27 protein-coding genes and 1 pseudogene are annotated in these 26,134 nt (G+C 53.7%); 12 read left to right on the plus strand and 16 right to left on the minus strand.

Going from position 1 to position 26,134, the window contains the following annotated elements; all coding sequences use genetic code 11:
- Positions 1 to 5: 5 nt before the first annotated feature.
- From SIB66_RS05760 to SIB66_RS05770, 3 genes are all read left to right on the plus strand, one after another.
- The gene (locus SIB66_RS05760; RefSeq protein WP_011130834.1) at positions 6 to 956 is read left to right on the plus strand and encodes a F0F1 ATP synthase subunit gamma; all 951 of its coding nucleotides are present in this window, start codon (positions 6 to 8) and stop codon (positions 954 to 956) included.
- A gap of 337 nt (positions 957 to 1,293) precedes the next feature.
- On the plus strand, positions 1,294 to 1,473 hold the full coding sequence (locus SIB66_RS05765; protein ID WP_063406381.1) for a hypothetical protein: 180 nt from the start codon (positions 1,294 to 1,296) through the stop codon (positions 1,471 to 1,473).
- Positions 1,474 to 1,485: 12 nt separating this feature from the next.
- Positions 1,486 to 2,613, plus strand: coding sequence for a DUF3326 domain-containing protein (locus tag SIB66_RS05770; RefSeq protein WP_063406317.1), 1,128 nt, complete (start codon positions 1,486 to 1,488; stop codon positions 2,611 to 2,613).
- Between the two features lie 60 nt (positions 2,614 to 2,673).
- On the opposite strand, the gene ald is transcribed toward SIB66_RS05770, so the two are convergent.
- The 6 genes from ald to SIB66_RS05800 form a co-directional block, all read right to left on the minus strand.
- Positions 2,674 to 3,813 (minus strand): alanine dehydrogenase, encoded by a 1,140-nt coding sequence (gene ald, locus SIB66_RS05775; protein WP_063406316.1) that lies wholly within the window; start codon positions 3,811 to 3,813, stop codon positions 2,674 to 2,676.
- Positions 3,814 to 3,875: 62 nt separating this feature from the next.
- Positions 3,876 to 5,570: an NAD+ synthase gene (locus SIB66_RS05780; protein ID WP_063406315.1), complete on the minus strand. Its 1,695-nt coding sequence runs from the start codon at positions 5,568 to 5,570 to the stop codon at positions 3,876 to 3,878.
- On the minus strand, positions 5,570 to 6,154 hold the full coding sequence (locus SIB66_RS05785; protein WP_063406314.1) for a nicotinate-nucleotide adenylyltransferase: 585 nt from the start codon (positions 6,152 to 6,154) through the stop codon (positions 5,570 to 5,572). The genes SIB66_RS05780 and SIB66_RS05785 overlap by 1 nt, the downstream gene beginning before the upstream one ends.
- Positions 6,151 to 7,476, minus strand: coding sequence for a GTP-binding protein (locus tag SIB66_RS05790; RefSeq protein ID WP_063406313.1), 1,326 nt, complete (start codon positions 7,474 to 7,476; stop codon positions 6,151 to 6,153). The genes SIB66_RS05785 and SIB66_RS05790 overlap by 4 nt, the downstream gene beginning before the upstream one ends.
- Positions 7,476 to 8,471 (minus strand): CNNM domain-containing protein, encoded by a 996-nt coding sequence (locus SIB66_RS05795; RefSeq protein WP_011130826.1) that lies wholly within the window; start codon positions 8,469 to 8,471, stop codon positions 7,476 to 7,478. The genes SIB66_RS05790 and SIB66_RS05795 overlap by 1 nt, the downstream gene beginning before the upstream one ends.
- Positions 8,468 to 8,701, minus strand: coding sequence for a hypothetical protein (locus tag SIB66_RS05800; RefSeq protein WP_236070228.1), 234 nt, complete (start codon positions 8,699 to 8,701; stop codon positions 8,468 to 8,470). The genes SIB66_RS05795 and SIB66_RS05800 overlap by 4 nt, the downstream gene beginning before the upstream one ends.
- 18 nt (positions 8,702 to 8,719) lie before the next feature.
- Here SIB66_RS05800 and SIB66_RS05805 point away from each other — a divergent pair, with 18 nt between their 5' ends.
- Together SIB66_RS05805 and SIB66_RS05810 are read left to right on the plus strand one after the other, a co-directional pair.
- Positions 8,720 to 9,997: an aminopeptidase P N-terminal domain-containing protein gene (locus tag SIB66_RS05805; RefSeq protein WP_063406311.1), complete on the plus strand. Its 1,278-nt coding sequence runs from the start codon at positions 8,720 to 8,722 to the stop codon at positions 9,995 to 9,997.
- Positions 9,998 to 10,356: 359 nt separating this feature from the next.
- Positions 10,357 to 10,506: a hypothetical protein gene (locus SIB66_RS05810; protein ID WP_413681438.1), complete on the plus strand. Its 150-nt coding sequence runs from the start codon at positions 10,357 to 10,359 to the stop codon at positions 10,504 to 10,506.
- 192 nt (positions 10,507 to 10,698) lie between these two features.
- Here SIB66_RS05810 and SIB66_RS05815 read toward each other — a convergent pair whose 3' ends face one another.
- The 5 genes and pseudogenes from SIB66_RS05815 to SIB66_RS05835 form a co-directional block, all read right to left on the minus strand.
- Entirely contained in the window at positions 10,699 to 10,902 is a 204-nt protein-coding gene (locus tag SIB66_RS05815; protein ID WP_236070227.1) for a CCRG-2 family RiPP, read from the minus strand.
- 255 nt (positions 10,903 to 11,157) lie between these two features.
- Positions 11,158 to 11,715 (minus strand): annotated as a pseudogene (locus SIB66_RS05820) (transposase); the annotation flags it as partial.
- A gap of 21 nt (positions 11,716 to 11,736) precedes the next feature.
- Complete coding sequence (locus SIB66_RS05825) at positions 11,737 to 13,287, minus strand: carboxypeptidase M32 (RefSeq protein WP_063406310.1); 1,551 nt, start codon at positions 13,285 to 13,287, stop codon at positions 11,737 to 11,739.
- 93 nt (positions 13,288 to 13,380) lie between these two features.
- Positions 13,381 to 13,806, minus strand: coding sequence for a thiol-disulfide oxidoreductase DCC family protein (locus tag SIB66_RS05830; protein WP_236070226.1), 426 nt, complete (start codon positions 13,804 to 13,806; stop codon positions 13,381 to 13,383).
- Between the two features lie 79 nt (positions 13,807 to 13,885).
- Positions 13,886 to 14,062, minus strand: a complete 177-nt coding sequence (locus SIB66_RS05835; RefSeq protein ID WP_413410277.1) for a hypothetical protein — start codon at positions 14,060 to 14,062, stop codon at positions 13,886 to 13,888.
- A gap of 59 nt (positions 14,063 to 14,121) precedes the next feature.
- On the opposite strand from SIB66_RS05835, the gene SIB66_RS05840 reads away from it, so the two are divergent.
- From SIB66_RS05840 to SIB66_RS05860, 5 genes are all read left to right on the plus strand, one after another.
- Positions 14,122 to 14,592 carry a secondary thiamine-phosphate synthase enzyme YjbQ gene (locus tag SIB66_RS05840; protein ID WP_063406308.1) on the plus strand — a complete coding sequence of 157 codons (471 nt, stop codon included), beginning with the start codon at positions 14,122 to 14,124 and terminating at the stop codon, positions 14,590 to 14,592.
- The gene (locus SIB66_RS05845; protein ID WP_063406307.1) at positions 14,585 to 14,953 is read left to right on the plus strand and encodes a hypothetical protein; all 369 of its coding nucleotides are present in this window, start codon (positions 14,585 to 14,587) and stop codon (positions 14,951 to 14,953) included. The genes SIB66_RS05840 and SIB66_RS05845 overlap by 8 nt, the downstream gene beginning before the upstream one ends.
- A 272-nt stretch (positions 14,954 to 15,225) precedes the next feature.
- Positions 15,226 to 15,516, plus strand: a complete 291-nt coding sequence (locus SIB66_RS05850; RefSeq protein ID WP_063406306.1) for a 4a-hydroxytetrahydrobiopterin dehydratase — start codon at positions 15,226 to 15,228, stop codon at positions 15,514 to 15,516.
- 86 nt (positions 15,517 to 15,602) lie between these two features.
- Entirely contained in the window at positions 15,603 to 16,688 is a 1,086-nt protein-coding gene (locus SIB66_RS05855; protein ID WP_236070251.1) for a CobW family GTP-binding protein, read from the plus strand.
- Positions 16,689 to 17,349: 661 nt separating this feature from the next.
- Positions 17,350 to 18,951 carry an ABC transporter permease gene (locus tag SIB66_RS05860; RefSeq protein WP_063406304.1) on the plus strand — a complete coding sequence of 534 codons (1,602 nt, stop codon included), beginning with the start codon at positions 17,350 to 17,352 and terminating at the stop codon, positions 18,949 to 18,951.
- A 599-nt stretch (positions 18,952 to 19,550) separates the two neighbouring features.
- Here the strand turns inward: SIB66_RS05860 and SIB66_RS05865 are convergent.
- The 4 genes from SIB66_RS05865 to SIB66_RS05880 all read right to left on the minus strand — a co-directional run bounded on the left by SIB66_RS05865 (position 19,551) and on the right by SIB66_RS05880 (position 23,963).
- Positions 19,551 to 20,267, minus strand: a complete 717-nt coding sequence (locus SIB66_RS05865; protein WP_063406303.1) for a putative 2OG-Fe(II) oxygenase — start codon at positions 20,265 to 20,267, stop codon at positions 19,551 to 19,553.
- Between the two features lie 641 nt (positions 20,268 to 20,908).
- Positions 20,909 to 21,892 carry a lysylphosphatidylglycerol synthase transmembrane domain-containing protein gene (locus tag SIB66_RS05870; RefSeq protein WP_063406302.1) on the minus strand — a complete coding sequence of 328 codons (984 nt, stop codon included), beginning with the start codon at positions 21,890 to 21,892 and terminating at the stop codon, positions 20,909 to 20,911.
- Positions 21,886 to 23,118 carry a LarC family nickel insertion protein gene (locus tag SIB66_RS05875; RefSeq protein ID WP_063406301.1) on the minus strand — a complete coding sequence of 411 codons (1,233 nt, stop codon included), beginning with the start codon at positions 23,116 to 23,118 and terminating at the stop codon, positions 21,886 to 21,888. The genes SIB66_RS05870 and SIB66_RS05875 overlap by 7 nt, the downstream gene beginning before the upstream one ends.
- A 167-nt stretch (positions 23,119 to 23,285) precedes the next feature.
- Positions 23,286 to 23,963 (minus strand): hypothetical protein, encoded by a 678-nt coding sequence (locus SIB66_RS05880; RefSeq protein ID WP_236070250.1) that lies wholly within the window; start codon positions 23,961 to 23,963, stop codon positions 23,286 to 23,288.
- Positions 23,964 to 24,114: 151 nt separating this feature from the next.
- Here SIB66_RS05880 and SIB66_RS05885 point away from each other — a divergent pair, with 151 nt between their 5' ends.
- A complete protein-coding gene (locus tag SIB66_RS05885) occupies positions 24,115 to 24,894 on the plus strand; it encodes a tetratricopeptide repeat protein (RefSeq protein WP_236070224.1) in 780 nt (259 codons plus the stop codon).
- Here the strand turns inward: SIB66_RS05885 and SIB66_RS05890 are convergent.
- Positions 24,845 to 25,222, minus strand: a complete 378-nt coding sequence (locus SIB66_RS05890) for a hypothetical protein (RefSeq protein WP_236070223.1) — start codon at positions 25,220 to 25,222, stop codon at positions 24,845 to 24,847. The genes SIB66_RS05885 and SIB66_RS05890 overlap by 50 nt on opposite strands.
- 19 nt (positions 25,223 to 25,241) lie before the next feature.
- Between SIB66_RS05890 and xth the strand changes: the two genes are divergently transcribed.
- Entirely contained in the window at positions 25,242 to 26,081 is an 840-nt protein-coding gene (xth, locus tag SIB66_RS05895; protein ID WP_063406298.1) for an exodeoxyribonuclease III, read from the plus strand.
- Positions 26,082 to 26,134 lie beyond the last annotated feature (53 nt).

Raw genomic sequence — 26,134 nt, forward strand, 5'->3', positions numbered from 1 at the left:
TATCCATGGCGAACCTCAAGGACATCCGCGACCGGATCGTTTCCGTTAAGAACACCAGAAAGATTACTGAGGCGATGCGTCTCGTAGCGGCTGCGAAAGTGCGTCGAGCACAGGAACAGGTGTTGCGAAGTCGCCCTTTCGCAGACCGGTTGGCTCGCGTGTTGGAGAACATTCAATCGCGAATGAGTTTTGAGATGGCAGATGCGCCTCTCTTGAAGACCAGCGATCTCAAAACCATTACCCTGCTTGCTGTTACAGGTGATCGTGGCCTTTGCGGAGGCTACAACTCCAACATCATTAAGCGCACTGAGCAGCGCTATGCCGAGTTGAATGGCCAGGGATACAAGGTTGATCTTGTCTTAATTGGTCGCAAGGCAATCACCTATTTCAGCAATCGATCAAGCCAGTACACGATTCGGGCTACCTTCACTGGCCTTGAGCAAGTTCCAACCTCTGATGACGCAGAGTCGATCACCACTGAGGTTTTAGCCGAATTCCTTTCTCAAAGCACAGATCGAATCGAGGTGATTTACACCAAGTTCATTAACCTTGTGAGCTGCAATCCTGTGGTGCAAACCCTCTTGCCGCTTGATCCCCAGGGCATCGCCGAAGCCGATGATGAGATCTTCCGGCTGACGACAAAGGATAGTCGTCTCACAGTTGAGAAAGGTGTTGGACCTGCTAATGAGCAGCCTCCGCTGCCGTCGGACATCATTTTTGAACAGAGTCCTGAGCAACTGCTCAATGCTTTGTTGCCTCTCTATCTGCAAAATCAGATGCTGCGTGCCCTTCAGGAATCGGCGGCTTCCGAGTTGGCCAGTCGGATGACGGCGATGAACAATGCCAGCGACAACGCTAAGGCCTTAGCTAAGACTCTCACGCTTGACTACAACAAAGCACGTCAGGCAGCAATTACCCAGGAGATTCTGGAGGTTGTAGGTGGGTCTTGTACCTAGCCTTACGCTTGATTTAACTTCAGTGAGCCGGTCTTTTGAGACCGGCTTTTTGATGGTTGGAGTTTTTGCGATGCAGAACGGGTGAGCGGTGATCTTGGCGGTGTTTTTCGAGAGTGACTTCAACGGTGGCCTGAGTGTTGAGCCTTTCTCTTGAGAGGCTTGAGCAGCATGACGCATTTTGATTTGGATCACTGTCACAGCTTTTGGCGTAGCTTTGCTTACACCAATGAGATTGATGGCTCGGAGCACAGCGTTTTTTGCCAGTTTTGTGGTGACAGGATGTCTTCAATGAAGCCCAGTTTGGTGAGCATCTGAAGTGAGCTTGAATTTGTGTGTGATGCAGTTTGAGCTGGTCTGGTCTGCGCAGTTGCCTTTGCATCAGTTGCGGCCCTGGTTACGAGAACAGCTCGCTGCACATGGCGAGCCCTTGCGATGGGCGATCACAGCAGTGGAATCCACTGGTGACCACTCTCGCAAGTTGAAGATTGAGGCGGTTGTGGTTAGTTCTGACACGTAAGGGGATGACGTTTTGATCCCTTCTTTTCTTCTCTCTGCAAGCGTTTCGATCCCGCCTCCATTGCCTACCTTGCTGGTGGTGCCTACGGGGATTGGCTGTGCGATTGGTGGCTATGCCGGTGATGCTTTGCCTAGTGCTCGGCTGTTAGCAGCAGCTAGCGGTTGCTTGATCACCCATCCGAATGTGATCAATGGAGCGGCGCTTTATTGGAGTGACCCGCGCATTCAATACGTCGAGGGCTACAGCTTGGATCGTTTTGCTGCTGGTGAGTTTGGCTTGCGACCTGTGCGTCAGCAACGGATTGGTCTGTTGTTGGATGCTGGCATCGAACCGGAGTTGCGGCAGAGGCAATGGCAGGTTGCTGAGGGTTGTCGCGCCAGTCTTGGCTTGAATCTCGGGCCAGTGGTCACCACAGACGTTCCCTTGGAGGTGCGCTTACGTGAGGGGAGTAGTGGGGCTAGCTGGGGTGAATTAGGCCAGCCCGATGCGCTGCTGCGGGCTGGCGAGCAGCTTCGCGATGCCGGTGCCAGCGCAATCGCTGTGGTTGCCCGTTTCCCGGAGGATCCTCAAAGCGAGGCTCTGAGGGCCTATCGCCAGGGCAGTGGTGTTGATGCGCTTGCCGGTGCCGAGGCGGTGATTAGCCATTTGCTGGTGGGTGAGCTCGGCTTGCCTTGCGCTCATGCGCCGGCTTTGTCTCCACTGCCATGCGATCCACTTTTGGATCCACGTGCTGCTGGTGAGGAGTTGGGCTATACATTTTTGGCCTGTGTGTTGGTGGGGTTAAGCCGCGCACCGGATCTTGTGCCACTCACAACTGAAGAGGCATTGCCTGCAGGAGCAGAGCTGTTGCGAGCTGAGCAGCTTGGTGCCGTGGTGGCCCCGGAGGGTGCTCTTGGCGGTGAAGCGGTGTTGGCTTGCTTGGAGCGGGGTGTCCCTTTGATCACCGTGACCAACCCGAGCGTGCTGAAGGTGACGCCAGAGGCGCTGGGAATTGCCTCTGGAGTGCAGAGAGCTCGTAGTTATGCGGAAGCGGCAGGATTGCTATTGGCTCTCAGGGAGGGGATTGCGAAGGACTCCCTGCAGAGGCCTTTGGATCGGTTGAGTGAGATTTCATTCAGCTCTGATACACCACTGTCGTGATGCTGATTAAAAGCGTTGCGAAGCAGCGTTTTTGAGAGTTGGTTTTGTGGTGAAGGCTTTTTAGCGTAAGCATGCCATTGGGTGCCTTGGTGGTAGCCCTAGGGCCTTGGCGACACCCGGATGACAAACGGAGCCTTGAATTGTGTTGAGCCCGGAAAGAAGTTCGGGACGTTCGGTGACGGCCTCCTCAAGGCCCCGCCCGGCAATGCCAAGGATGTAGGGCAGGGTCACACTCACCAGAGCTTCAGTGGAGGTAAAAGGCACCGCACCTGGCATGTTGCCGACGGCGTAGTGCTGGACGCCGTGGATGGTCACGGTGGGATGGGTATGGGTGGTTTCTTGGCTGGTGGCCACACAACCTCCCTGATCGATCGCTACATCCACGATCACTGAATTGGGCTTCATTTGTTTCACCATCTCTTCATCGACGAGGGTGGGTGCTCGACCTCCGGGCGTCAGGACGGCACCGATCAAAAGGTCTGCAGTGGGGATGAGTCGCTCCAGCAGGCCACGGCTGTTGACAACGCTAATCAGCCTGCCGCGGCGCCTTGCCTCAAGGCTGCGCAAGCGTTCAGGTGAGCGGTCTAGCAGCATCACTTCGGCATCCATGGCGGCGGCCAGCCTGGCTGCATTCCAGCCCACGGTGCCAGCGCCCAACACGACCACCCGGGCTGGTTGCACGCCGGTGCAGCCTCCGATTAGCACGCCGCGTCCGCCATGAGGTCGTTCGAGCAAATGGGCGCCCACTTGTGCGGCTAGACGGCCAGCGATTTCGCTCATTGGTGCCAGTAGCGGCAGGCTGCCGTTTTCTAGTTGCACCGTTTCGTAACCCACGCCGGTGGTGCCAGCATTGAGGAGCGCTTCACCCACCTTCGGGTAGGCGGCTAGGTGTAGGTAAGTGAAGAGCACCATGTCTTGCCTGAGTAGACCGAATTCCTCTTCCTGAGGCTCCTTCACCTTCACGACGAGATGGGCTGCCCAGGCCTCCTCGCGGTTGACAAGCTTGGCACCGGCATCAGCGAAGGCCTCATCACCAATGCCTGCTCCAGCCCCGGCGCCAGCCTGAACCCTTACTTCTAGCCCCTTGGTGACCAGTTCTTTCACCCCGTCAGGAGTAAGAGCCACTCTCAGCTCATCGGCTTTAATTTCGGTCGGTACCCCGATGCTGGCTATTGGGGCCGAAAGTAGAGAGGAGTCCATGGACGCCAATGACTTCTTTTAGGTTGGCGACATCAGGACAGCCTGACCAGGTTTTGTGGTGATTATTCGGCGGCGATCGGTAGCCGCCAGCCGCTGCCAAAGGCCTGCGAACTCACCTTCAGCAGGGGCGGGGCCTGACGCCGTTTGAATTCGGCCCGTCGCAGTAATTGCTGCACCCGCTCGATGAGGGCAGGGTCATGTCCTCTGCTGACAAGTTGCTCCGTACTGAGGCGTTCTTCAATCAGAGCTTTAAGCAGAGGGTCGAGGAGGGCGTAGTCGGGTAGTGAATCGCTATCGCGTTGGTTCGGGCGCAATTCGGCGCTGGGAGGCTTTTGGCGGATTGTCGTACCGATCAGTTCGCCTTTAGTTGGTAGTCCTACCTCTTGGCGGCATTTTTCGGCAGCAGGGCTGTCAATCCAATCACAGAGCCTAAAGACGTTGGTTTTGTAGACATCTCCAATCACGGCTAGGCCGCCGTTCATATCGCCATAGAGGGTGCAGTAGCCCACTGCTAGTTCGGATTTGTTGCCAGTGGATAGCAGCAGCTGGTCTTGTTGGTTGGCCAATGCCATCAGTAAGGTGCCGCGGATGCGGGATTGGAGGTTCTCTGCAGTCACGCCCTCGGGTGGCTTGCCGAGAGGAGGGATGAGGGCGGCCTCAAAATTCGTCATCAAGGTCGCAATCGACACAGTGTGGGTAGCCATCCCTAGACGTTTGGCGAGGGCTAGGGCATCATTAATTGAACCAGCTGAACTCCAGGGTGAAGGCATCAGTAGGGATGTCACCTGATCGGCACCTATTGCCGCTGCAGCGATCACGGCCACGAGAGCCGAATCGATACCACCGCTGAGGCCAAGCAGGGCACGCTTAAAGCCACATTTGCGACCGTAGTCACGCACACCTAGAACCAAGGCCCGGAATAGTTTCTCCAGGGGTTCGATCGTAGGGATGTCGAGATGGGTGGCTGTAGAGGTTGCATCCCAGATGGCTAGTGTTTCGCGACAACTGGGCAATTGCAGGGCAAGCTCAGCATGCTTATCGACGACGAAACTGGCGCCATCAAAGACCAGCTCGTCGTTTCCGCCCACTTGATTCACATAGATCACCGGAGCGCTCAGTCTCTGTGCAGCCCTAGCGGCCAAGCGCTGGCGCAGAAGTTCTTTGGATTGGCTGAATGGTGAGGCCGAGAGATTAAGTAGTAGGTCGATGTTTTGTGGCAGGAGCGCTGCGATGGGGTCAGGGCCGGCAATGCGCTTGCCCTGCAGTGCTTCTTCTACCCAGAGGTCTTCGCAGATTGTGAGCCCAAGGCGCCAGCGACGCCCATCGCGTTCAAATTCCAACACAGCCGGGGTTCCTCCTGGGCGGAAATAGCGTTTTTCATCGAAGACGTCATAGGTTGGTAGCAGTTGCTTGCGAGCTACCACCTGCCATTGGGATCTTTTGATCAGGGCTAGAGCATTGAAGAGCTGGGGCAGTTGAGGGTCATGGGCTTGCTCAGCTAGGCCCACGAGCACTGCCAGCTCAGGGGCTTCGCGGGCCAGGATGCTCGCCATCTGGTTGAGCACATCGCTTTGTTGAACGAGATGGTTGTGGCTAAGTAACAGATCTCGGGGTGGATATCCCCACAGGGAAAGCTCAGGCGTGAGTACCAGATCTGCGCCGAGATCAGCAGCCTCACGGCAGGCAGTCAGAATCTTTTCGCCGTTGCCAGCCAGATCGCCTACAAGTAGATTGAGCTGGGCTAGAGCAAGGCGCATCAGGGACTGGTGGCGAGGCCGTAGAGGTTGTGTTCCAGAACCAATGGCCACAATGCTGCAGGGATCTGGGCCGGCTTGGGTTGACTGCGCACCTCAGAACTTGAGGTGGCGGGGATTTGCATTGGTAGCAGCTCGATACGACCACCCAAGCATTCGAGGGCTTCGAGTTGTTGTAGCTGTAGTGGCCAACCTTGACGGGGAGCAATGGCGAGGCGGGCGAGTTGCAAGACAGCTCGAGCATCTTTCCAGTGGGGGATTTGGCCAGCCAGATCACTGCCAACCACAAACACCAATTCGTTGCTAGGCCAGCGAGTGTTTGCGAGTTTCAGAGTAGTGATCGCCCATGGACTGCTGAGTTCTTGCACCAGCTCTAACTGCGGATTAGAGATCGCTTTCACCAAAGTAGCCAACAGAGCTTTTCGCTTCTCCAATGGGGCGCAGTGGTGTTTCATTGGGTTGTCGCTAGCCCAGGTGGCGACCTTTGGGAACATCGCCACCAAGCCTTCCAACAGTGCTTGGTGGCCGCAGGTTGGGGGGTCGGCGCTGGTGCCAAACAGGGCGATGGTGCCCTGATGCTTGCTCATGGAAGCAGGGTCTGAAGTTGGCACGGTTCGTTGGCCGCCAGCTCTGGCCAATCGATCAGCCAGCGCCGGACTTGAGGGTCGTTGGCCGCCAGGCGCCTTAGCAGTGCAGCGGGTTGGGCCTCGCGTCGTTGGCTGCCAAGCAGTAGTTCTCGTGCTGCTAGGCGGCCGGTGCGTCGTGTTGTGTGCACGGCGAGGGCTGCTTGAGCGAGGGCAACTGGGGCTGCTGGCGCCAGGCTTAAACCGCCGGTGAAGGGAACTGCCAGCAGCAGCAGCTGACGCACTGCGCTGAGTGCCAGTTGAATGCCCAGCTGAGCACCTCCTAGAAGGGCATTGTGGCTTGAGAGTCGGCCGAGTAGTTGCCGGGCTGCAGGGCCGCCGATCTGCAGGCCATAGAGCTGGCAAAGCTTGACGACCAGAGCAGTGTCACAAGCCATACCTCCGGCTAGATCCAGCAGCACTAGAGGATTGGCTGCCACACCGGAAGCTTTGATGGCAGCAAAACGGCCGATTAAGCCTTGTGCTGCAGCCTTGCTTCGCTGCAACCGTCCTCGCTTGAGGACCTGGTAAAAACGGTCGGCCTGGCGTAAGGCATTGAGAGCCAAAAGTAACTCACCCTGCTCCATCAGCAGGTGAATCAGGGCTTTGCGCAGCGGCTCCACTTGAGGGGGGCAGATCTTGCTACGCACAAGGCCATCAGCACGAAGCTGGGCCTCACGTGGCGCGGCGGCCACCGCATGGAGTTGTAGTTGGAGAGCTGCAGCGGGTAGGCGGCTGCGAATACTTGCCAAAAGTGCATTGCGCTGCTCTGGAGACCAGCAATCGCAGCGGTTGAGCACAAGCACGATCGGCCTGCCACTTTTGAGCAGGGTCTTGAGGGCAGCTGCTTCGACGCTGGTAAGGTCGCTGTCAAGAACCAGTAGCACCAGATCTGCCTGCAGAGCTACCCTCGCCGCTAGCCGTGCCCTGCCGGCAGCAGCGATTTCATCGATGCCGGGAGTGTCGACCAGCTCTACAGAATCAAGATTATTAATCGGTTGGCACCAATCCACCGCTTGTTGGTGACGGGTGCAGCCATGGGCTACATCGGTGGCAAAGACGTTCTGACCCAGCAGTGCATTGAGCAGGCTTGATTTGCCGACTCCTACTCGACCAAACACTGCGATGCGCAAGCGACGCTGCTCCAATCGCTTGAGTTGGCGATTTAGTGCGATCAGCTCCCCAGCGAATTGGTTGTATTCGCGGTTACTCAGCGATAGTTGTTTGACCCACTGGCTGAGTAGAAGGTGACAGCGCTCGGGTGTGGAGGGTGGTGCTTGCGTCATCAGCTTGACTTCCTCCACCAGCCGGCCAGTACGGCCAAGACCGCTTCGGCACCGATCACGCCCACGAAACCGCCGAACTCATCAACCACCACTCTCACGCCGCTGTTGTCACGACGGAAGCCAGTGAGTAGTCGATCGGCGCGAATCATTTCAGGTACAAATTCCACCGTTTCACTGAGGTCTGCAGGGGTGAGGTGACCCTGACCCTGCAGAAGGGCGGTGAGCAGCCTTTCGCGACTGGCCACGCCAAGAACTTTATCGACTTCTTTGCCAAGCACGACCCACCACTCGGCGTTGTGGGTGAGCAGTTCAGGGCGAAGTGTTTCAAGGTTGGCAGCAGCATCGAGGGTGGGAGCTGCCACCCGGGGGATCATCAGGTCGCGGGCTGTGAGGTCGTTGAGTTGGAACACCTTGGCGATCATGGCAGCTTCATCAGCCTCGATCTGCCCTTTTTGCGACCCCAGCCTTGCCAGCAGCCTGATTTCATTCTCATTCGTGCTCAGTTCGTTCTCGGCGGTAATTGCTGGCAATAACCGTTCGAGCAACACCACCACAGGACGCATTAGCAGGCCGAGCAGGTGCAGCACTGGGGCACTGGACAGGGAAACCGAGAGGGCCAGGCGGCTGCCGAGGGATTTCGGCAGGATCTCGCCCAGCACGATCACGAGCAATGTGAGACCTACCGAAAACAACGGTAAGGCCACATCACTGATGTTGTGCTTCTCAAAGACATAAGCCGCAAAGGCGCCAAGCATCAGGCTGCCGAAAATGTTGAAGCCGTTGTTGGCGATCACCAGTACAGACAAAGTGCGTCCCAGGCGTTGACGTAGTTGGGCTAAGCGTCTGGCGCCTGCGATTGGTTGGGGCCGTGCGGCCAGCTCATGCACTTGCACAGGATTCACTGTGAGCAGTGCTGCCTCCACACCTGAGCACAAGGCAGAACCGGTGATAACTACAACGACCAATAGCGTTAAGACCAGCAGGTCGTTGCTCATGCCTGGCGGGGGGGAGTAAGGATGTCGTGGTTGATCACGACAAGTCGTAAATGCTTTTGCCACTCCTGATCATGGCCACGCAGTGTGACCGTCTTAGGTATCAGGATTAGTGGTGATCCGCTAATGGCGGACGATGGCATGGAGGGTTCCCCCTGCATGGTGTTCTGCTGCCATCCTGACGTCCAAATGCTGTTGTGTCTCTGGCCGTGATCGATCTGTGTATCTTCCATCAGCGTCGCGCTTGCTTGATGGCGCAATTGGGAGGTGTGGCAGCGGTAATTCCAGCGGCTTCGTTCGTGACGCATCACGCCGATTGCGAGTATCCGTTTCGTCAAAACAGTGACTTCTGGTATCTCACCGGTTTGGATGAGCCTGATGCGGTGGCTTTGTTTTTGCCCTATCGGCCCGAAGGTGAGCGTTTTGTGCTGTTTGTGCAACCCAAAGAGCCAACGACCGAGGTATGGAATGGCTTCCGTTGGGGTGTTGAGGGAGCAGTAGCGCAGTTCGGTGCTGATCGTGCTCATCCAATAGCTGAATTGCCTCAGCTGTTGGGCGATTACCTCAAAGGCGCCGAAGCGATTGGCTTCAGGGTGGGGAAGCATCCAAAGGTGGAGCCGCTGGTTCTGCAGGCCTGGGCTAAGCAACTCGATCAATCCCCACGCAGCGGCGTATCAGCGCTTGGTCTTGTAGCCCCTTGTCCTTTCATCCATCAGTTGAGGTTGCGCAAGGGAGCAGAGGAAATCGAGCGCATGCGTGAGACGGCTCGGATTTCTGCGCAAGCTCATCAGCTGGCTCGGAATACGGCGCGTCCGGGAATGAATGAGCGACAGCTGCAGGCTGTAATCGAGCAGCATTTTCTTGAGCAAGGCGCGCGCGGCCCTGCCTATGGATCGATCGTGGCCGGCGGCGATAACGCCTGCGTGTTGCATTACACCGCTAACAATGCTCCGCTTGTTGATGGTGAGCTGGTGTTGATCGATGCAGGCTGTTCGCTCGTTGATTACTACAACGGAGATATCACTCGTACATTCCCTGTTAACGGACGCTTTAGCGCAGAGCAACGCGCTCTGTATGAGCTGGTTTTAGCAGCGCAGCAGGCAGCGATAGCTGAGGTGAAACCGGGTGGCACTGCTGATCGCGTGCATGATCTTGCGGTGCGGGTGCTCGTTGAAGGGCTTGTGGAGTTGGGTTTGTTGCTTGGCAGTGTTGATGGACTGATTGAGCAAGGGGCCTACCGACACCTTTATATGCATCGCACTGGCCATTGGCTTGGCCTTGATGTTCATGATGTCGGTGCCTATCGCCTTGGTGAGCATCCGGTGGATCTTGAGCCCGGCATGGTGTTAACAGTGGAACCGGGTTTGTATGTCAGTGACCGTTTGCCAGTGCCGGAGGGGCAACCAGTGATTGCTGATCATTGGAAGGGGATCGGTGTTCGTATTGAAGATGATGTGTTGGTAAGTGAGCAGGGGAAAGAGGTGCTCACATCGTTAGCAGAGAAAAGTGTTGAAGCAATGCAGCGATAAGGGAATTACTGTTGCTCTGGGGAGATCTATTACTGCAGTTGATGTGGCCAGAGAGATAAAACCAAAATATCCGAACTCAGTAATAATTTCTTCGCATCCATAACATAAAGTACCGTCAACTTCTTTTATCGTAATACTACTTATATCCCTAACTTAATCACCACAGGCTGAGAGCTTTGTCGCCATCTCGAATGCCATTTGCGTTACGGAACTTGACAGCAACTTGATGCCAATTCTCATGGATTTGATCGAATTCGCAGCAAAAAACCGCCTTGCTACGGGGTAGATAACGCTATCGGAAGCTAATCACTTCGGCTGCTCTTCCTTGTTGCAGTTGTTGCATTCCATGTCCCGGATGCATGCTGCTTGGCCTGCGTCTAAAGCTGCGCGATCCCAGCTTTTATCGCCAGCAGCGCCACCGTACCATTCACCATAGAAAACAACAACGCTTTTTAGATCGTTATTTAGATCGTTATAAGTATTGGCAAGGAATTCACCAATACTTATAACGATCTGCAGCAGTAATGTTTGCTAGCTCGTCAAGGCTCAGCTAAGTGTTAGTAAAGTCATTCATTGGTTTAATTAAAGATGTGAAATCGTAAGGAAGTTGTTCAGAGACCAGCAAGGGCTTATTTGATCTCATTGCAACCCTCTTTCAGAAGACCAGGAATAGGTTGATCAGAATGATTGTCTCTGATTATTTAGAAGGCTTTCATAATGGGTTTCACCGGTTTAGAAGGATCCCAGCCCAACTTTTTCAGGAATTCGGCAAGACTTGGACTAATGCAGCCCTCACCATTTTCACCGATCCAAGCTCCGCCGGTAATGGCTTTTAGTTGATTCAAGGATAGTTCAGTGTTGTTCATGGATTTAATTTGGTAGTGGATCGGTGGGGTTGTTCCCATCCGATGGTCATACGATCGCCGGAATCACTCTCTGGCTCGATGATCTGAGACAAGAGTCCTTGTGATCTTGGTCACGGGCTACCACCCCACACGCAATTGGCTAATATCAATCTTCTTCCCGTTCGCATAAATACCACCACGATTCTCGTCACACCACATCAATGGATGTGGTCCAAACTTCATCCCTAGCTTATTTAATTATTCTGGCGAGGCTCCACAGCCAAAGCACTTATGGCCGTCATCTTTCAGACTTGTACTGTTATGGCGATAGCGCTGGCAGAAACGCTCATAGCGCCTGGCACATCCATCCAGGGATGCCGATAGCTTTAAAAAGGTTGGGTGCCATTCACTGATGCCATCTGCTTTCAACCGGCTGTAGTGGCCATAGTTGCTATAGGGATCAAAGAATCCTTTTCTTACTCCTGCTGCTTTGGGGTTGGCATGGATATACCGCAAGGTATTCAGTGCTCGCCTGTGATTTTTCGGAGCAATCGCTGTGGCGTAATACCGAGCCTCCCAAAAATGCCCGCAACACCCGCTCAAGCGGTTGAGTGCCATGGCGGAGTACCAAGCAAACCAGTGAATCACCCTCGGCAAATCCTTGGTATTGGTTGGCTTAAGCAGCAAGTGCAGGTGGTTAGCCATCAGGCAGAGCCCATACACCCTCACAGCAAACTTCTGCTGGGCCTTTTTAAGGACCGCCAACAACACATCCCGCCTTAACCCTTTAGCAATCAAGAACTGCCGGCTATTGCAACGCAGCGTGATATGGAAACTGCAGCCAGATGGCAGTAAGCGTTTGGCTCGAGCCATGCGTTTTCACATCCTTCTCAATCAAAGGTCACGTAAATGCTCGAGCTTGTCTTCTAAATAATCAAGGAAAGGCTTGCTCGATAAAGCTTTTCCGGTTACATGCTCCACTAATTGCTCAGCATTCATCATCCGGCCAATCGGGTGAATATGCTCTCGCAACCAAGCCAACGGCTGATGCTCATTCCCATGAGCGACATGTTCCTCAAGTGGACCAATCGCCTGCTGCATCGCTTCTGATAGCTGCGCACTAATCAGATGCCCCATCAGATAAGAAGGGAAATAGCCAAATAAACCTTCACTCCAATGCACATCTTGCAGACAGCCCTCGCCATCATTTTCGGGAATCACACCAAGCAAATTGCTATAGCGCTGGTTCCATTGATCAGGCAAATCCTCCACCGGTAAGCCTTCTTCTAGCAGCGCAATTTCAAGATCTGTTCGAATTAAAATGTGCAAGCCATAACTGAGTTCATCGGCCTCTACGCGATTCAATCCTGGTGTTAATGGATTCATCGCCAGCCAAAGCTCATCAGCAGAGCTGAGTGGCGCTCCTACAGAGGCAAAATGAGGCCACCAGCATTTGCAAAAAGCCCTACTGCGAGCAATTCTGTTCTCCCAAAACAGAGACTGACTCTCATGCACCGCCATCGACGTGGCCTGGCCCAACGGCCAGGCAAACCATTGATGACTTTGAGCAGGTAGACCCTGTTCATAGAGGGAGTGTCCCCATTCATGGGCGGTGGCCAAAAAACAAGACAAGGGCTGCCCAGGCACCACTCTTGTCGTGAGTCGAAAATCCTGAGGTCCAAGGGTGGTTGAAAACGGATGAGGTGATCGCGCCACGCAAGTGATGCTCAGATCCCGACCCCATTGCTGCAGCAAGCGCTCACAAAGATCCTGCTGAGTTGTGTCATGCAAATCCCATCTCAATGAAACAGCACGAGAACGAGTCCAAGCGCGTGCCTTCTCAACTAAATCAGGCAGGCGTTGACGTAATGGAGCAAACAGCTCCTTTAAACGCGTGAAGGTCAGATCCGGCTCAAAAGGTTGGGCCAAACTTTCCCAGCAGCTGCGTTGTTCTGCGAGCTGCTGCGCCTGTTCCTGCCGCAAACTGATCAGATGCTGCAAAGCCGGCGCGAAGCAGGAAAAATCAGCCGTTGATTTGGCTTGCTGCCATCGGGCATATCCCTTTGACTTCGCAGTAGCGAGTGCTCCCACCAAAGCAGGATCTAGGCGCTGCTGTCGCCTGAGGTCTTGCTCAAGCAGCTCCAGGTTGCGAGCTCGCTCAACAACCTGGCTTGGCTCCAACTCCCCCGCTAAACGAGCTTGCTCAAATTCAGCGCGAACCTCCACCAACAGCCCCTCAAATTGTGAACTGCTTTGACGAGCATGCAATTGCTTAGCGAGAAGGCTGAGTTGCTCACCGCGCCAAGCTGCGCCGGCAACAGGCATGCGAGTGTTCTGATCCCAATAGAGGGTGCTTTGAATCGAACCCAAAAGCTGGGTCTCGTGCAGATATTCACCAAGTCGTTGCCAAGCCAGCGCAGGCAAGGGCTGGATCCATGACTGCATCAACCTTAAACAGACGAGCGCCCTAAGGCCAAAAGTTCGTGGTTCTTGACTCCCCCTTACCCCTTAAGCGTTAGGCAAAAGAGAAGCAAAAAACTAAAGCCGCTTCATGCGGCAGCGGCATAGCTGATCGAGGGATTCGCGGCCAGTGAGCCGCAGGCGTAATCGAGCCCAGATCTTGTAGACCCCATCCACAACACGAGCAACACCAGGCCAGGCCGTGGGTGCATAGAGCCATCCCCAATCCACCAATTGATAAGCCTCGCGAAAGACCGCGACATCTCGCACGACTTCACCATTGCGACGCAACGCATGCATGCGCCCCATTGCCTGCCGATAACTGATGCCAGCAAAGGCCTCAGGCTCATAGTCAGGGGAATCAATATCAACAAAATTCAAGCGGCCGTGACGATCATGAGCGCGTAAAAAGCTCACTTCACGGCAACAAAAAGGACAAGCCCCGTCAAACAAGAGGGTGAGCTCAGGTTCAACATTGACGGTCATCTCCTGTTCCAGGTGCATTCCTTACGGCATCAGTCATCAGTCAAGGTCATCCAACCACAAGGGAATTCCTCACCATTGCTGGCCATCAAGGCATAAGTCATCCATTGGCGAGTGTTGTCTTTGCCAGCAAAAGGTTTCGAGACAAGCCATCGGGCAGATATTTTTCAGCTGCTTCAGCACCCGCTACACATGGAGAGGGGCACAGCCACTCGCAAGCGCAGCAAGCAAAGCAATGATCGCCAGCAGACCCTTTCAGCGAAACAGCACGCCCCATGGCTGCCAGCTCAACTGTGTAGACCAAACTTAGGCAGCTAGTCACTCCCCCCAACAGCGATGTCTCTTCAGCAAGCGTTACATCAGCTGGAGATCGTCACGACAGGTGAGGGCTTCACAGACCTCACTGCCCAACTCAATCATTGGATTGCCTCCTCGAGGATTAAGCGTGGTGTTCTCCACCTCACGGCATTGCACACCAGCTGCAGCCTCACCATCAACGAAAACGCAGACCCACGAGTGCTCACAGATCTCTCGGCTTATCTCAAGGCTCTCGTACCAGAAGAGGGATTCCGGCCAATCAACGGCCTAGGCCACCGGCGTTCCTATCTCCATGACGATGAAGGGCCAGACGATATGCCCGCGCATATCCGCACAGCTCTCACCTGCAGCACTCTTAGCCTCAGCATTGATCAAGGCAGGCTGCTACTAGGCATCTGGCAGGCAATTTATCTCTGGGAACATCGCCGGTATGGAAGCCACAGGCGGGTGGCGATCCACGCGATTGGCGAAATGAAAAGCCATGAATGATCTGCCTGATGAATTGCTAAAGCGACTTGATCGTTATGCCGCGATGCACGGCATGGATCAAAAACAAGCCATCGAGCATCTACTACGAGGTGCCCTCAATCTCGCCATTCCTGATCTCTCGAAATCCAAACCAGTCAAGCCAACTGCTAACCAAAAAGAAGCAGCACCAAGCAGCACAGCCAACTTATTCGCACGCCGCAATGGTTCCAAACTCAACCAGTTGGTGCAGCAACGCCACAACCCTGATGCCTGGGCTGAAGATGGTGGTACTGAGACCGACGTGGATCTGCTCGTTGATCGTCTCCACGATCTAGCTGAATCACCAGATCAGGGGCAATCGATGCCAACAGATCAAACCTGAGCCGCAGAAATGCACTGCCAAATGTGCATCGTTGATCGATGCTCTTACAAGAAAACCTCTCGACAACGCACCACAGCGCTCAATAATGCGGCTGGTTCAAAAAAAATTGTTGAACAGTATCCGACCAGCTCGGACAACAGCATTGGATTGAACTGCCGCAATCACTCCTAGGGGACAACATCAAATCACCCTTCAGCCATTGCATCATTAGAGCAACACAACACAGCAACCATCACAGACAAGAATGACTCCAAATCTCACAACACAACCTCATGACGGCAATCCTGCTTACTGCTGAACAGCTCTCTTCCGTAGCTGAAAAGCTGCCGGGGTGGACCCTGGCGGATCAACGGCTGCGACGGCAATGGCGCTTTCGCAACTTTGTGGAAGCCTTCGGTTTTATGACCCGTGTGGCACTGCTAGCTGAAGCCATGAACCATCACCCGGAATGGAGCAACGTCTATGCCACTGTGACGATCGAGTTGACGACCCATGACGTCAACGGATTGAGCGATCGTGATTTGAAGCTCGCCGAAGCAATCAATTTGCTTGAGCCTGGCTGATCAAAACTCACTAAGACGAAACTGCTGCCAGCATGGAATCAATGGCCGTGGTTCCAGCACCCTCCCGCTCCCCTGACGGCAAGCCCATGAACGAAGCAATCGCATCCGAAGCAACCACTCAACCTGATCATGGCGAAGCGCTCGAGCAAGACCGGTGCGTACCGGTAACAATCCTCACTGGCTTCCTAGGCGCCGGCAAAACCACCCTGCTCAACCACATCCTCAGCAATCAGAAGAGCCTAAAAACCGCCGTATTGGTGAATGAATTCGGTGAGATTGGAATCGACAACGAGTTGATCGTGACCACCAGCGAGGACATGGTTGAACTCAGTAATGGCTGCATCTGCTGCTCGATCAATGGGGAGCTGCTCGAAGCGGTTGATCGGATTCTCGAACGTCCAGACCCAATCGATTACCTCGTTGTAGAAACCACAGGCCTGGCAGATCCGCTACCCGTTGCCATGACCTTTCTTGGCAGTGAACTGCGAGATCAAACCCGCTTGGATTCGATCATTACCTTGATCGACGCGGAAAACTTTAACGACCAGCTCCTGGAAAGCGAAGTCGGCAGAGCCCAGGTGATCTATGGCGACATCCTGCTACTCAACAAAACAGATCTCGTCCCTGAAGAGCGATTAAAAGAGGTTGAATCCAAGTTGGCAGACCTCAAACAAAATCCGCGCATCCTTCGATCAATCAAAGGAAACGTGCCCTTACCGCTACTGCTAAGCGTTGGCCTGTTTGAAACCGATCGCTTACAACAAGCAGACCTTGCAGAGAGCCACGATCACAGTCATCACAGTCATCACCACGACGATCACAGTCATCAAAGTCATCACCACGATGACAACCCTGATCACCTAGCAATCGAAGGCTTCACATCCTTATCCTTCAGCAGCGATGACCCTTTTGCGCTGCGGAAGTTCCAAAATTTCTTAGACAATCAACTTCCTGCAGAAGTCTTTCGTGCCAAAGGGATTCTCTGGTTCAACGAGAGCGAACGCCGCCACATCTTTCATTTGGCCGGCAAGCGCTTCTCCATTGATGACAGCGACTGGCCCGCTGAGCGCAAGAACCAACTGGTTTTGATTGGACGCCAACTCGATCACGACACCCTGCGACGCCAGCTTCAGGCCTGCGTAGCAAAGGACGCCGGCAAAGGGTTCAGCTGAATCCAACCAACAGGCAAACAGATCGACAACTTCGCCCACTGCTTGCTACTCAACAGCTGCATCAATGGCAGTTACTCAACCCGCGCCAGGAGGAGAACCTGACCAACAGCTTGATCAACAGCGCACTCAATTCTGAGGCAATAAAAACGACTGCACACTCGCTGGTTATGTTTGCTGTGCTGAATTGATACTTCAGTATGAACCAAATCAAGCTTCTAATACTTCTCATTGAGATCTACCTGGCTAAAGTGTTTCTTCAACGGAGAGGGCCATGCTTGAACTGCTGACCGCCATCACCGCCCTGGCCCTCGTGATGCTGGCCTTTTGGTTATTGGCCGATTCCGATGACGACAACAGCGGCGGCGGACTGATGGAACCCTCACTTGTGCCTATTCCGGTACGCGAGCGACGCCCCTAGAAAACCACCCCTCAATCAACAAGCTGGAAGGGAACTCGAGCACAAAAAGAAGCTGAAGGCCAGCTTTCAAAGCCATCGCAGAGCCAAAAGAATGTCGTGACTCACAATGCTGTTGAACGCAGTTGAGGTCATGCTGAGAAAAGTCTTCACCGCTGCAGAACTCTGCCAATGCCACCCAACTTCGCTTGCTCAACATCAAAACCTTCTCCCTGATGGCCTCTAACGGTTGAGATTGATCGCCTGATGACCCAAGACGCCGTCCCCTCAAACTACGGCTCGAACCGCCTGCGCAAACGCCATTGGCAACCAGACCGCCTGCTTCTCAACAGCATGGCCATTCTGCTTGCTGTGCTTGCTCTCTGGCCTCTGATTGGTCTGATCCGTGAAGCACTGCAGGGATTCATCAATGGATCGGCCAGCCTGGGAGTCGATGGCCCACAACAGATTCAAGGGACCTTGACTCTGCTCATCGGGACATCCTTATTGGGTGGCCTACTTGGAACTGCAAACGGCTGGTTATTAGCAAACTGCCGCTTCCCAGGACGTCGAGCCCTACGAGTGGCTCAGCTATTGCCCCTCGCCACACCCGCCTACCTACTCTCGGCCATCCTGATCGACCTTGGCAGTCGCAATGCCATACGAATTCATGGCATGGGCTGGGGGATTTTGATCATGGCGCTGACAACCTATCCCTACGTTTTTCTCCTCAGCACTGAAAGCTTTTCAATCTGCGGACGCCGCCAACTGGAAGCCTGTCGCAGTCTTGGGGTTGGACCGTGGAACAGTTTTCGACGCATTGCTCTGCCCATGGCTTTGCCAGCGATTGGTGCCGGGATTGCCCTGATGGGCATGGAAGTCGTCAATGAACTCGGGGCTGTAGCACTACTCGCCATCCCAAGCCTGTCAGCTGGCATCGTTGAAACCTGGCAAATGGAAGGCAATCCTGCCGGCGCCATTGGACTAGCAATGATCGCGCTGATCATCGTGATGTCACTGGTGGGGTATGAACGCCGACTGAGACGACGAAGCCGCCGCTGGACAGAGGGTGTCGCTGGTGGCGATTCTCCAGCCTGGAAGCTGCACGGTGTACGCGCCCTGTGCGCTCAGTGCCTAGCCCTCATTCCTCCCACGATCACTTTGGGTGTGCCCCTGCTGTGGGCCATCCTCAATCTCGATCAACTCGAACAAGGGATAGATCCTGATCTAATCCCACTGACAGAACGCAGTCTTGGACTTGGGCTGGCAGCAGCAAGCCTGGCAGTGGTAGCAGGTCTGATCCTTGCAATCGCCAAGCGTTGGTCATCAACTCGCTGGATGGGCAACCTCTCATTTATGGCAGGTATTGGTTATGCCATTCCAGGAGCTGTAATGGCCATTGCGCTGATGCCATTCAACGGTGCTCCATGGAACCTCGCATGGATTCTGCTGCTGCTGTGGGGCTATAGCGATCGCTTCTTGGCAGTTGCAAAAGGAGGACTCGACGCTGCCTTCGAGCGCCTCTCCCCAAGCCTGGATGAGGCCGCTACTGGACTTGGCTGTCAATGGCAGGAGGTGCTTCGACGCGTTCATCTGCCTTTGCTGAAAGGTCCCCTAGCGGTAGGAGCGCTTTTGGTTTTTGTCGACACGGTTAAAGAACTACCTCTCACATTTGTTCTGAGACCCTTTGATTTCGACACCCTTTCTGTACGGCTGTACCAATACGCCGCAGATGAACGCATGGCGGAATCCATCTTGCCAGCACTGATTATCATCGCTCTGGGATTAATCGCTTCGCTGGCATTGGTCCCAGGGCTCGATCAAGGGGAACGAAAAAAGCCTCCTTTAAGTAAAGAACCACTCACTTAGTTTTCAATACTTCAAATGATCTTCAACAAGAGTTTTGGGTCGGGTTCAGAAAGGCAGACCCGATTCAAAACCACAGACTCCTAATAAGCGAGAATTGCGAAGAGAGACTCGACAGAAAAAAAAGCCTCTCCTTCAAAATATTTGCTACAGATAAATCACTTATTTGATACGAGATTGGCAGCATGCGAAGACTAAGATATTGGTGTCTTTTGATTGACTACCAAATCATGGAAAAATCCAATAATGTGTTTCTAATACGCCTATTTCTTGGCGTGTCCGCTTTCCTTTCGCTACGATTAGTCGGGGTTACAGTTGAAATGGGTTCGCCAATCTGGTATACAGTGAATGCGCCACTTGGCTAAACACACAATCAAGCGACCTCTCTCTTAGATCTAAACCTTGAGCGTGGCTTAAGTTGCTTCGAGACTATTAATATATGGAGCCTATGATGCTTTCACTTGTTGCTATTGGCTCTGATATCAGGTAACGACTAAGCGTCTTTTCTTTTAGCAAAGTTGCAGGGCATGATTTAATTCTCTCCAGACTATTGGACTGTTCTTGGCCAAGGTAAAGCATTGATTTTTCAACCACAAAATTAGCTAAAACCCTTTCACCTCAGCCCTCTGGGATGAAAGGGACACGTTTCGATTGAACTGAGAGGTGGTGGGCTCATCTTGTGGCTTGGGCTGATCCTTTGTCTTAGGCAATGCCAAAACATTAAAAGCCAATGACCAGCGCTCTCCTTCACCTCGAAAAGGCATCACAGAATGAGGTTGCCATGCCGGGAAAACATAAAACTCACCTGGCACTGGCAAAACATAGTGCGCCATTCCTGTGCGAAAACTTTGGATGTGCCATTCCTCAGGGCCATGAAAACAAAGCTGACCATCAAAACTCTCTGGCCTGATCTGAGATGGCACTTGCAGGAATGCAACACCCGAAAAACTTCCACCATGGGTATGGGTCGGGTTGTAATCACCAGCACGTTGACTGTTCAACCAAACATCCACCATCTGCAGCCGATAGCGGCCTGGTGTCCATGGGCCACGTCCTTGCGGAGGTTGCCGATCAATCACATGACGAATCCAACGTTCACAACCAGGCAAGACAGCTTGATTACAAAAATTCTGAACTTCTAGTTGATTGAGAGCAAGCTCTCTTTGTTGGTTTAGTTGCCCAGCCAGCTTCGCCGATGCATCAGGGCTGTTTTCTGGATTCGCGAGCACCTGAGCCGCAAGACTCTGCAGGCTGCTGAGCACTGAGGGTTCAAGCTCCCCCTTGAGGATGGACCTTGGGAAAAGGTCAAGAACATCCATGGTCAGTTTCTTTGCTAGCAACAGTGTGATGCATGCGATACATATTTATGTTCACAATGAACCGGTGCTTAGCGAAATTTACGAGCATAAGAAGATTTCAGAGAACTTCTTGCGGTGCAAACCAATACAGGTAAATTGAAAATTTTCAACAGAAGCGATGAAAAGAAAACCGTAAAAGCCACTGCTTGAAAGAAAAGTAGCAAGTTACTATTCTTTGAGCTCAAAGAGAATTTTTAACCCAGAAGCCTCTCTTTTAAGGCTTTAGCCTCCAGCCATGATTTTATAGATTGACAATCATTAAGGGAAATTCCACCCCTAGAATGCCCCAAGAAACCAGAATCTCTCCAGCACTTCTAACGCAAAATGCAAGCAACTTCGCAACAAGAAGTGCCGTTGATTCCGATAAATTTACTCAGCCTTTTTAGCCATGCAGAAAGAATAAAACCAAACCATGTCGAGCAACAAGGCACACCGATTTGTCTCGACTCAACAACACAGAGAACGTTCTACTTAGAGCCACAAGATTTATTAATGCTGTCGCTAATCTGAAATCTTCAATAAGGGTTTCAGACTTTTGTAGACAATTTAGCTTTTGAAAGCTTAGATATCTCATCGCCTCATTGCATTCGCCGTCTGCCTCGCTAATGCACCGTCTGTCGCTTCAATAACGCACGATCCCCAGCAACCGCAGCAGCGGCAAGCGCATCGGCAATCGTTGCGATCACCCTGTAGCAGAGCACCGCCGCTAACAAGGGAGCTTCCGGTACCTCAGAGCCCACTCGCAACAAAAGAGTGGCTTCAAAAACCCCTAGCCCTCCAGGCGCTGCAGGAACGACCAAGCCCACAGTCCAAGCCAAGGCAAACGCTGCCAACCATTCCCCCATCGACAAGCTGGTGCTCAGCGAAAACGCCATCACACAACACCAAAATCCAACAAAGCGAAACGCCACGAAGAGCATCTCCATCACCAGCGAACCCCAGGGGTAGTCGTCTCGTCCACTGCCCAATGATTCTGCTGAAACACCACCAACCAGACCCGCCTCAACCCGATCGAGCTGCTTGGCTTTGGCACGTTCTAAGCGTCTGAGCAGGGGCTCTCTCCAGCGAGGTATCAACAACATTGCTGGCAAGCAACAGGCCATCGCAAGGCCTGACTGCCAACCTCCGAAGGGAACCCAAAGCAGGGCCGCTACGGCCATGAGCAAGGGCTCGAGCAACACAGAAGCCAATGCAGGCCCGGCCCCCAGATGGGGCCTTAACACCCGCATTCGCTCAACCAAATGCCAGATCCCGCCAGGCAGATACTTGAGCAGATTGCTACTCAGGAAAAGGGGAATCAGTGATATTTGCCTGGGTCGATGGCCCAACCAACCCACCAACACTCGCCAAGCGAGTGCATTCACCACGAGGCTCGACCAGCTGATGCCCACGCCAAGCACCAGCCACCAGCAGGCCAGGTCACTCAGGGAAAGCTGACGCAACTGTGCCCCATGGCTGACCAATGCCACCGCCACAAAGGCAAGACTTGCGAGCGTGATCCAGAGTCGAAACCCACCTGGGAGAGCCACCTTGCCCAGCCAAAACCTCAACCCCCGCCCATGGCGAATCAAGCCTGAGATCACCATGTCCAATCCTCATCTGCAACAAAATCCTCCGAAGCCAACAACACTTCACGGCGTAACTCCTCCAGAGAATGGCCCGTCTCAACACTGAGGCGAAGGAGATCGTCATGCTCCGGCTTGACAGTGAGGATCCCTTGAGGTCGCCGTACCTGCTTGACACGCACTGAGCCCCATGGCGTGGGACAGGATCCCCCACGACGAGGCAGCAACCACCGCCCATGGGAGTGCTCCCGCAACCCCAGAGTCGTTCCCTGAGAGAACCAAACCACTCGCAACCCAGGAGCCTCTTCAGCAGTCACCAATGCCTTCACACTGACCCCCTGGCGACCTTTTTTCATCTGCACTTGCTCAGAAACAACATCCAACGCTCCGGCATCCCTCAACTGATCACTGAAAACGGCAACGTCCTCAGGCGTGGCGTCATCAATCCAGGCTTCCTGCACAACCACCGGCTGCCATCTCAAACCAGCCATCTCTTCTTCAGATCGCTCTCTCGCGAAACCATCGAGCTCACAGATTCGCAGGATGTTTGGGCGATCAAGGGTGCGGTGTCCCAAACCCACGCCAATCGCGTTGATTCTTAACGACGGAGGCTGACCAAAGCGCTCTGCCAGCACAGCCATCAAGGCAAGCCCCGTCGGTGTGGTGAGCTCACAAGCCGGGAGGTCATCACCAACCTCGAGGCAGATTTGATGTCTTCGGGCTAGTTCTAAAACGGCCGGGACCGGAACCGGCAAGAAGCCATGAGCTGTTGCCGTCTTGCCTCGCCCCGCCGGCGGTACGGCGCAGACAATCTGTTCAGGAGCCAAGTGCTCAACAGCCGCACAAACGCCCACCACATCAACCAAAGCATCGATCATGCCCACTTCATGAAAATGCACCTGCTCGATGGGGTGACCATGAACCGCAGCCTCTGCTTCCGCCAAAGCTTTGAACACCGTCAACACCCTGGCGCGCAATGGTTCTGACCAATCAGCCTCCATGATCAGCGCTCTGATGTCATGCCAAAGCCGATGAGGAGGCTCCAATTCGAGCCCTTCGACGGATAACCTCAGGCCCCTCAAGCCAGCGCTGCGGTCCTCTGCGACCGTAAGGGCATAACCCTGCTCAAGGCCAAGTCCTGCAAGAGGAGCCTCAATCACGGCCCGAGGCACACCCAGATCCAAAAATGCGGCCAGGAGCATGTCACCAGCCAGACCAGTTGGGCAGTCAACAAACAGGGCAGTCATTGCCCCTGAGGAAGTCCCTTGGGAAACTGACCAAACCAAACATAAACAGATTGCCAATACAGCTTGTCAACCGCCAAACCAATAGCAATCACAACGCCTAAATAGACAGCCAATGAAGCGAAGGATCTAACACCAAGGCTTAAGCAGAAAGATTGGATCAACGACATTCAGTTATTGGGCTGGCTACCGCGTCCATCCCGTCGAACAAGGGAACCTCTTCCGCCTCGCCCCTTGCCACCGCGAGTAGGCATCGGCCCCATCACTTCATAGTCTTCAAGGTGAAGCTGCTGCCCACGACGTCGCACCTCCAAGCTCACAAAATGACGCAAGTTACTGAGGGGCACATCCCCTTTTAATTGCAATTTGAACGGCAATGGTCTACTGCCATCAGCCCTAGGCTTCTGGCGAACCTTCAAAACCAGGTCACCGGTTTCAGGCCTGGTATAGATCAATTCACCACGAATAGAAAAGTAGTCGTCCCCTTGAGGAAGCTGATCTTCAATTTCCAAGCTGGAATCACTCGAACACTCTGAATCACTTTCATCAAGCAAGGTTTGTTTCAGGGTGCTGGGCTCCCAGATTCCAGAGATCTGTAGATGCAGATGATCCGCTTCGCGGCAGCGGGGATAGACGACCCATAGATGAGGTTGATCCATGGCTAGATGACGACGCATCAAGGTGAGCACCCGGCCTAGGACAACAGCCTCAATCTCAACCCCGTCAGAATCCACCAGGAAGCCTCGAGTGAACTGCTCAGAATCTTGCGGCCGATAAGTGCCTCTTACGACACCGATGGCCCTGTACTGCAACGGCTCAGTGGCCGCAGGAATCGGATGGTCGCGCATCGAAAAAAAGGGCATCCACTGGCCCAATTGGAAATCTAGCCAGCATTCGTGAACCGTCCCAGACTGACCAGGTAATTTTCTGCTGGCTGAAGTGCTTAAGCCCCAAAGGATTCTGCCCTCCCGCGGGATGATCCTTCTGATCACTGGGCTCATGACCGCCTCAGCACTGGCCTGGTTTGGAGCGCAATTGATCGCACCTGAGTCAAGAGCTCTGGGCAATCGGGAGATCCTCAATCGGCAGGTGAAAGAACTGCTAGATCAACAAAATAATGGTGATCTGAACACAGAAGAACAGCAGAAGCTGCTGGAGCGATTGCTGGTCCTAGGCCGCAACGAGGAGGCAATGAGCCAAATTGAACTGCTAATGGCCAGGCAGCCAAAAACCTGGTTATGGAAGTTGATGCTCGCGGAACTAAAGCGCGAACAGGGAGATCGCGATGGAGCCCAGAAGGACATCAACCAGCTAATGACCATCCAGCCTCACAACCTCGAGGTCCTGCAACTGAAGATCTTGCTTGACCTAGAGGCCGGGAGAGAAAAAGCAGCCGTTGCTGAACTCAAAAAGAGATTTGAGTCCAAAACGAAAGGCAAGCGCATACCCATAGGGCTTCTCCTGGCAGATTTGCAGCGCCAGACAGGACAAACCAAGGCTGCCGCTGCGCTCTATCGCGTTCTATCGAATGAGTCACCAACAGACGCGCGTCCCTTGCTCGCTCTTGCTCTCATGCGGCAGGAGCAAGGCCAAGACCAGCAAGCACAAACTCTGCTTCAAGAAGCTAGTGAACGCCGTAACAAACCAGGCGAAGCGGATCCCTTGATTGATGGCCTGGCGAGTCAGTGGAGGCTTAACTCAATCCGCACAAAAGGTTCAAACACTGTCCTCAGGGCTGATTCGCCGAAGCCTCAGAACTCTCCAATTCCAGGGCCTTGAGGGCTGCATCGATTGCATCAGAAGGAGCTGTGGCATCGTCCATTGCTGTGGACCTTTGCAAACGATTCATAAGGTCCATCGGATTGGTGGCATCGAGAATCGTTCCTTTGTCGTTGTTCCCCGGAACGGTGTTGTAAAGATCACGCTCCTGAGGTGTCTGATAATCACCTGAAAGCTGTGCTTCAGCAGGATCGACAACTGTTGTCAGGCTGAGCAAGGCAATTGGCAGTGCAGCCAAGCCAAGCTTGCGCAAGATATGAAGACCTAAGGGGGCTCTGTTGATCAATGACGCATCCCCAAGTTCAGTAAGGCTAATGCTAATTGTCATGGTCAGATTTTCATGACCTGTGCAGATCGCTACCTGGAACGTCAACTCAATTCGCACCCGCCTCGATCAGGTGCAAGCTTGGCTACAGGATGCCCAACCCGATCTCCTTTGCCTCCAGGAGACCAAAGTGGATGATCCGCTGTTTCCTCACGAGGTCTTTGAAGCACAGGGCTATCAAGTGCACTTTCACGGACAGAAGGCCTACAACGGCGTTGCAATCGTTAGCCGCCAACCTCTCGAAGATGTGCGCCGGGGCTTCACTGATGAGCTCCCAGAGGATACCGAAGCCTTGCAACTGGGAGAGCAAAAGCGCGTCATCAGCGCGCTCGTTAACAACATTCGTATCGTCAATGTCTACGTTCCCAACGGTTCCGCTCTGAAATCGGAGAAATATCCCTACAAACTCGAATGGCTGAGCTGCCTAAACCGCTATCTGAGTGCACAAGCGAAACGGGATGAACCCCTCTGCCTCGTTGGGGATTTCAATATCGCCTTGGAAGCAAGAGACATTCATCATCCCGAACGACTAACGGGCGGGATTATGGCTAGCAAGCTGGAAAGAGAGGCTCTCCTAAACGTTCTAGGGGACCGGCTCCACGACGTGTTCCGCGTGTTCGAACCAGATGCCAACCATTGGAGCTGGTGGGACTATCGAAGTGGTGCCTGGGACCGTGATCAGGGTTGGCGTATTGATCACATCTACCTATGCGATGAGCTTCTCAGTCAGGCCAGAAGCTGTGTGATTCACAAACATCTAAGGGGCCATGAAAAGCCTAGTGATCATGCCCCGGTAAGCGTAGATCTCAACTGGCCTCCAACTGATGACGATGAGGAGATGTCGGAACTGTTCAGCAATTGAAGGACATGGTTATTTAAGGCAATAGTCGCAGTCAAGGATTCACCTCCGGAGCA

This window comes from Prochlorococcus sp. MIT 1318, assembly GCF_047304505.1.
GTDB lineage: Bacteria > Cyanobacteriota > Cyanobacteriia > PCC-6307 > Cyanobiaceae > Prochlorococcus > Prochlorococcus marinus_D.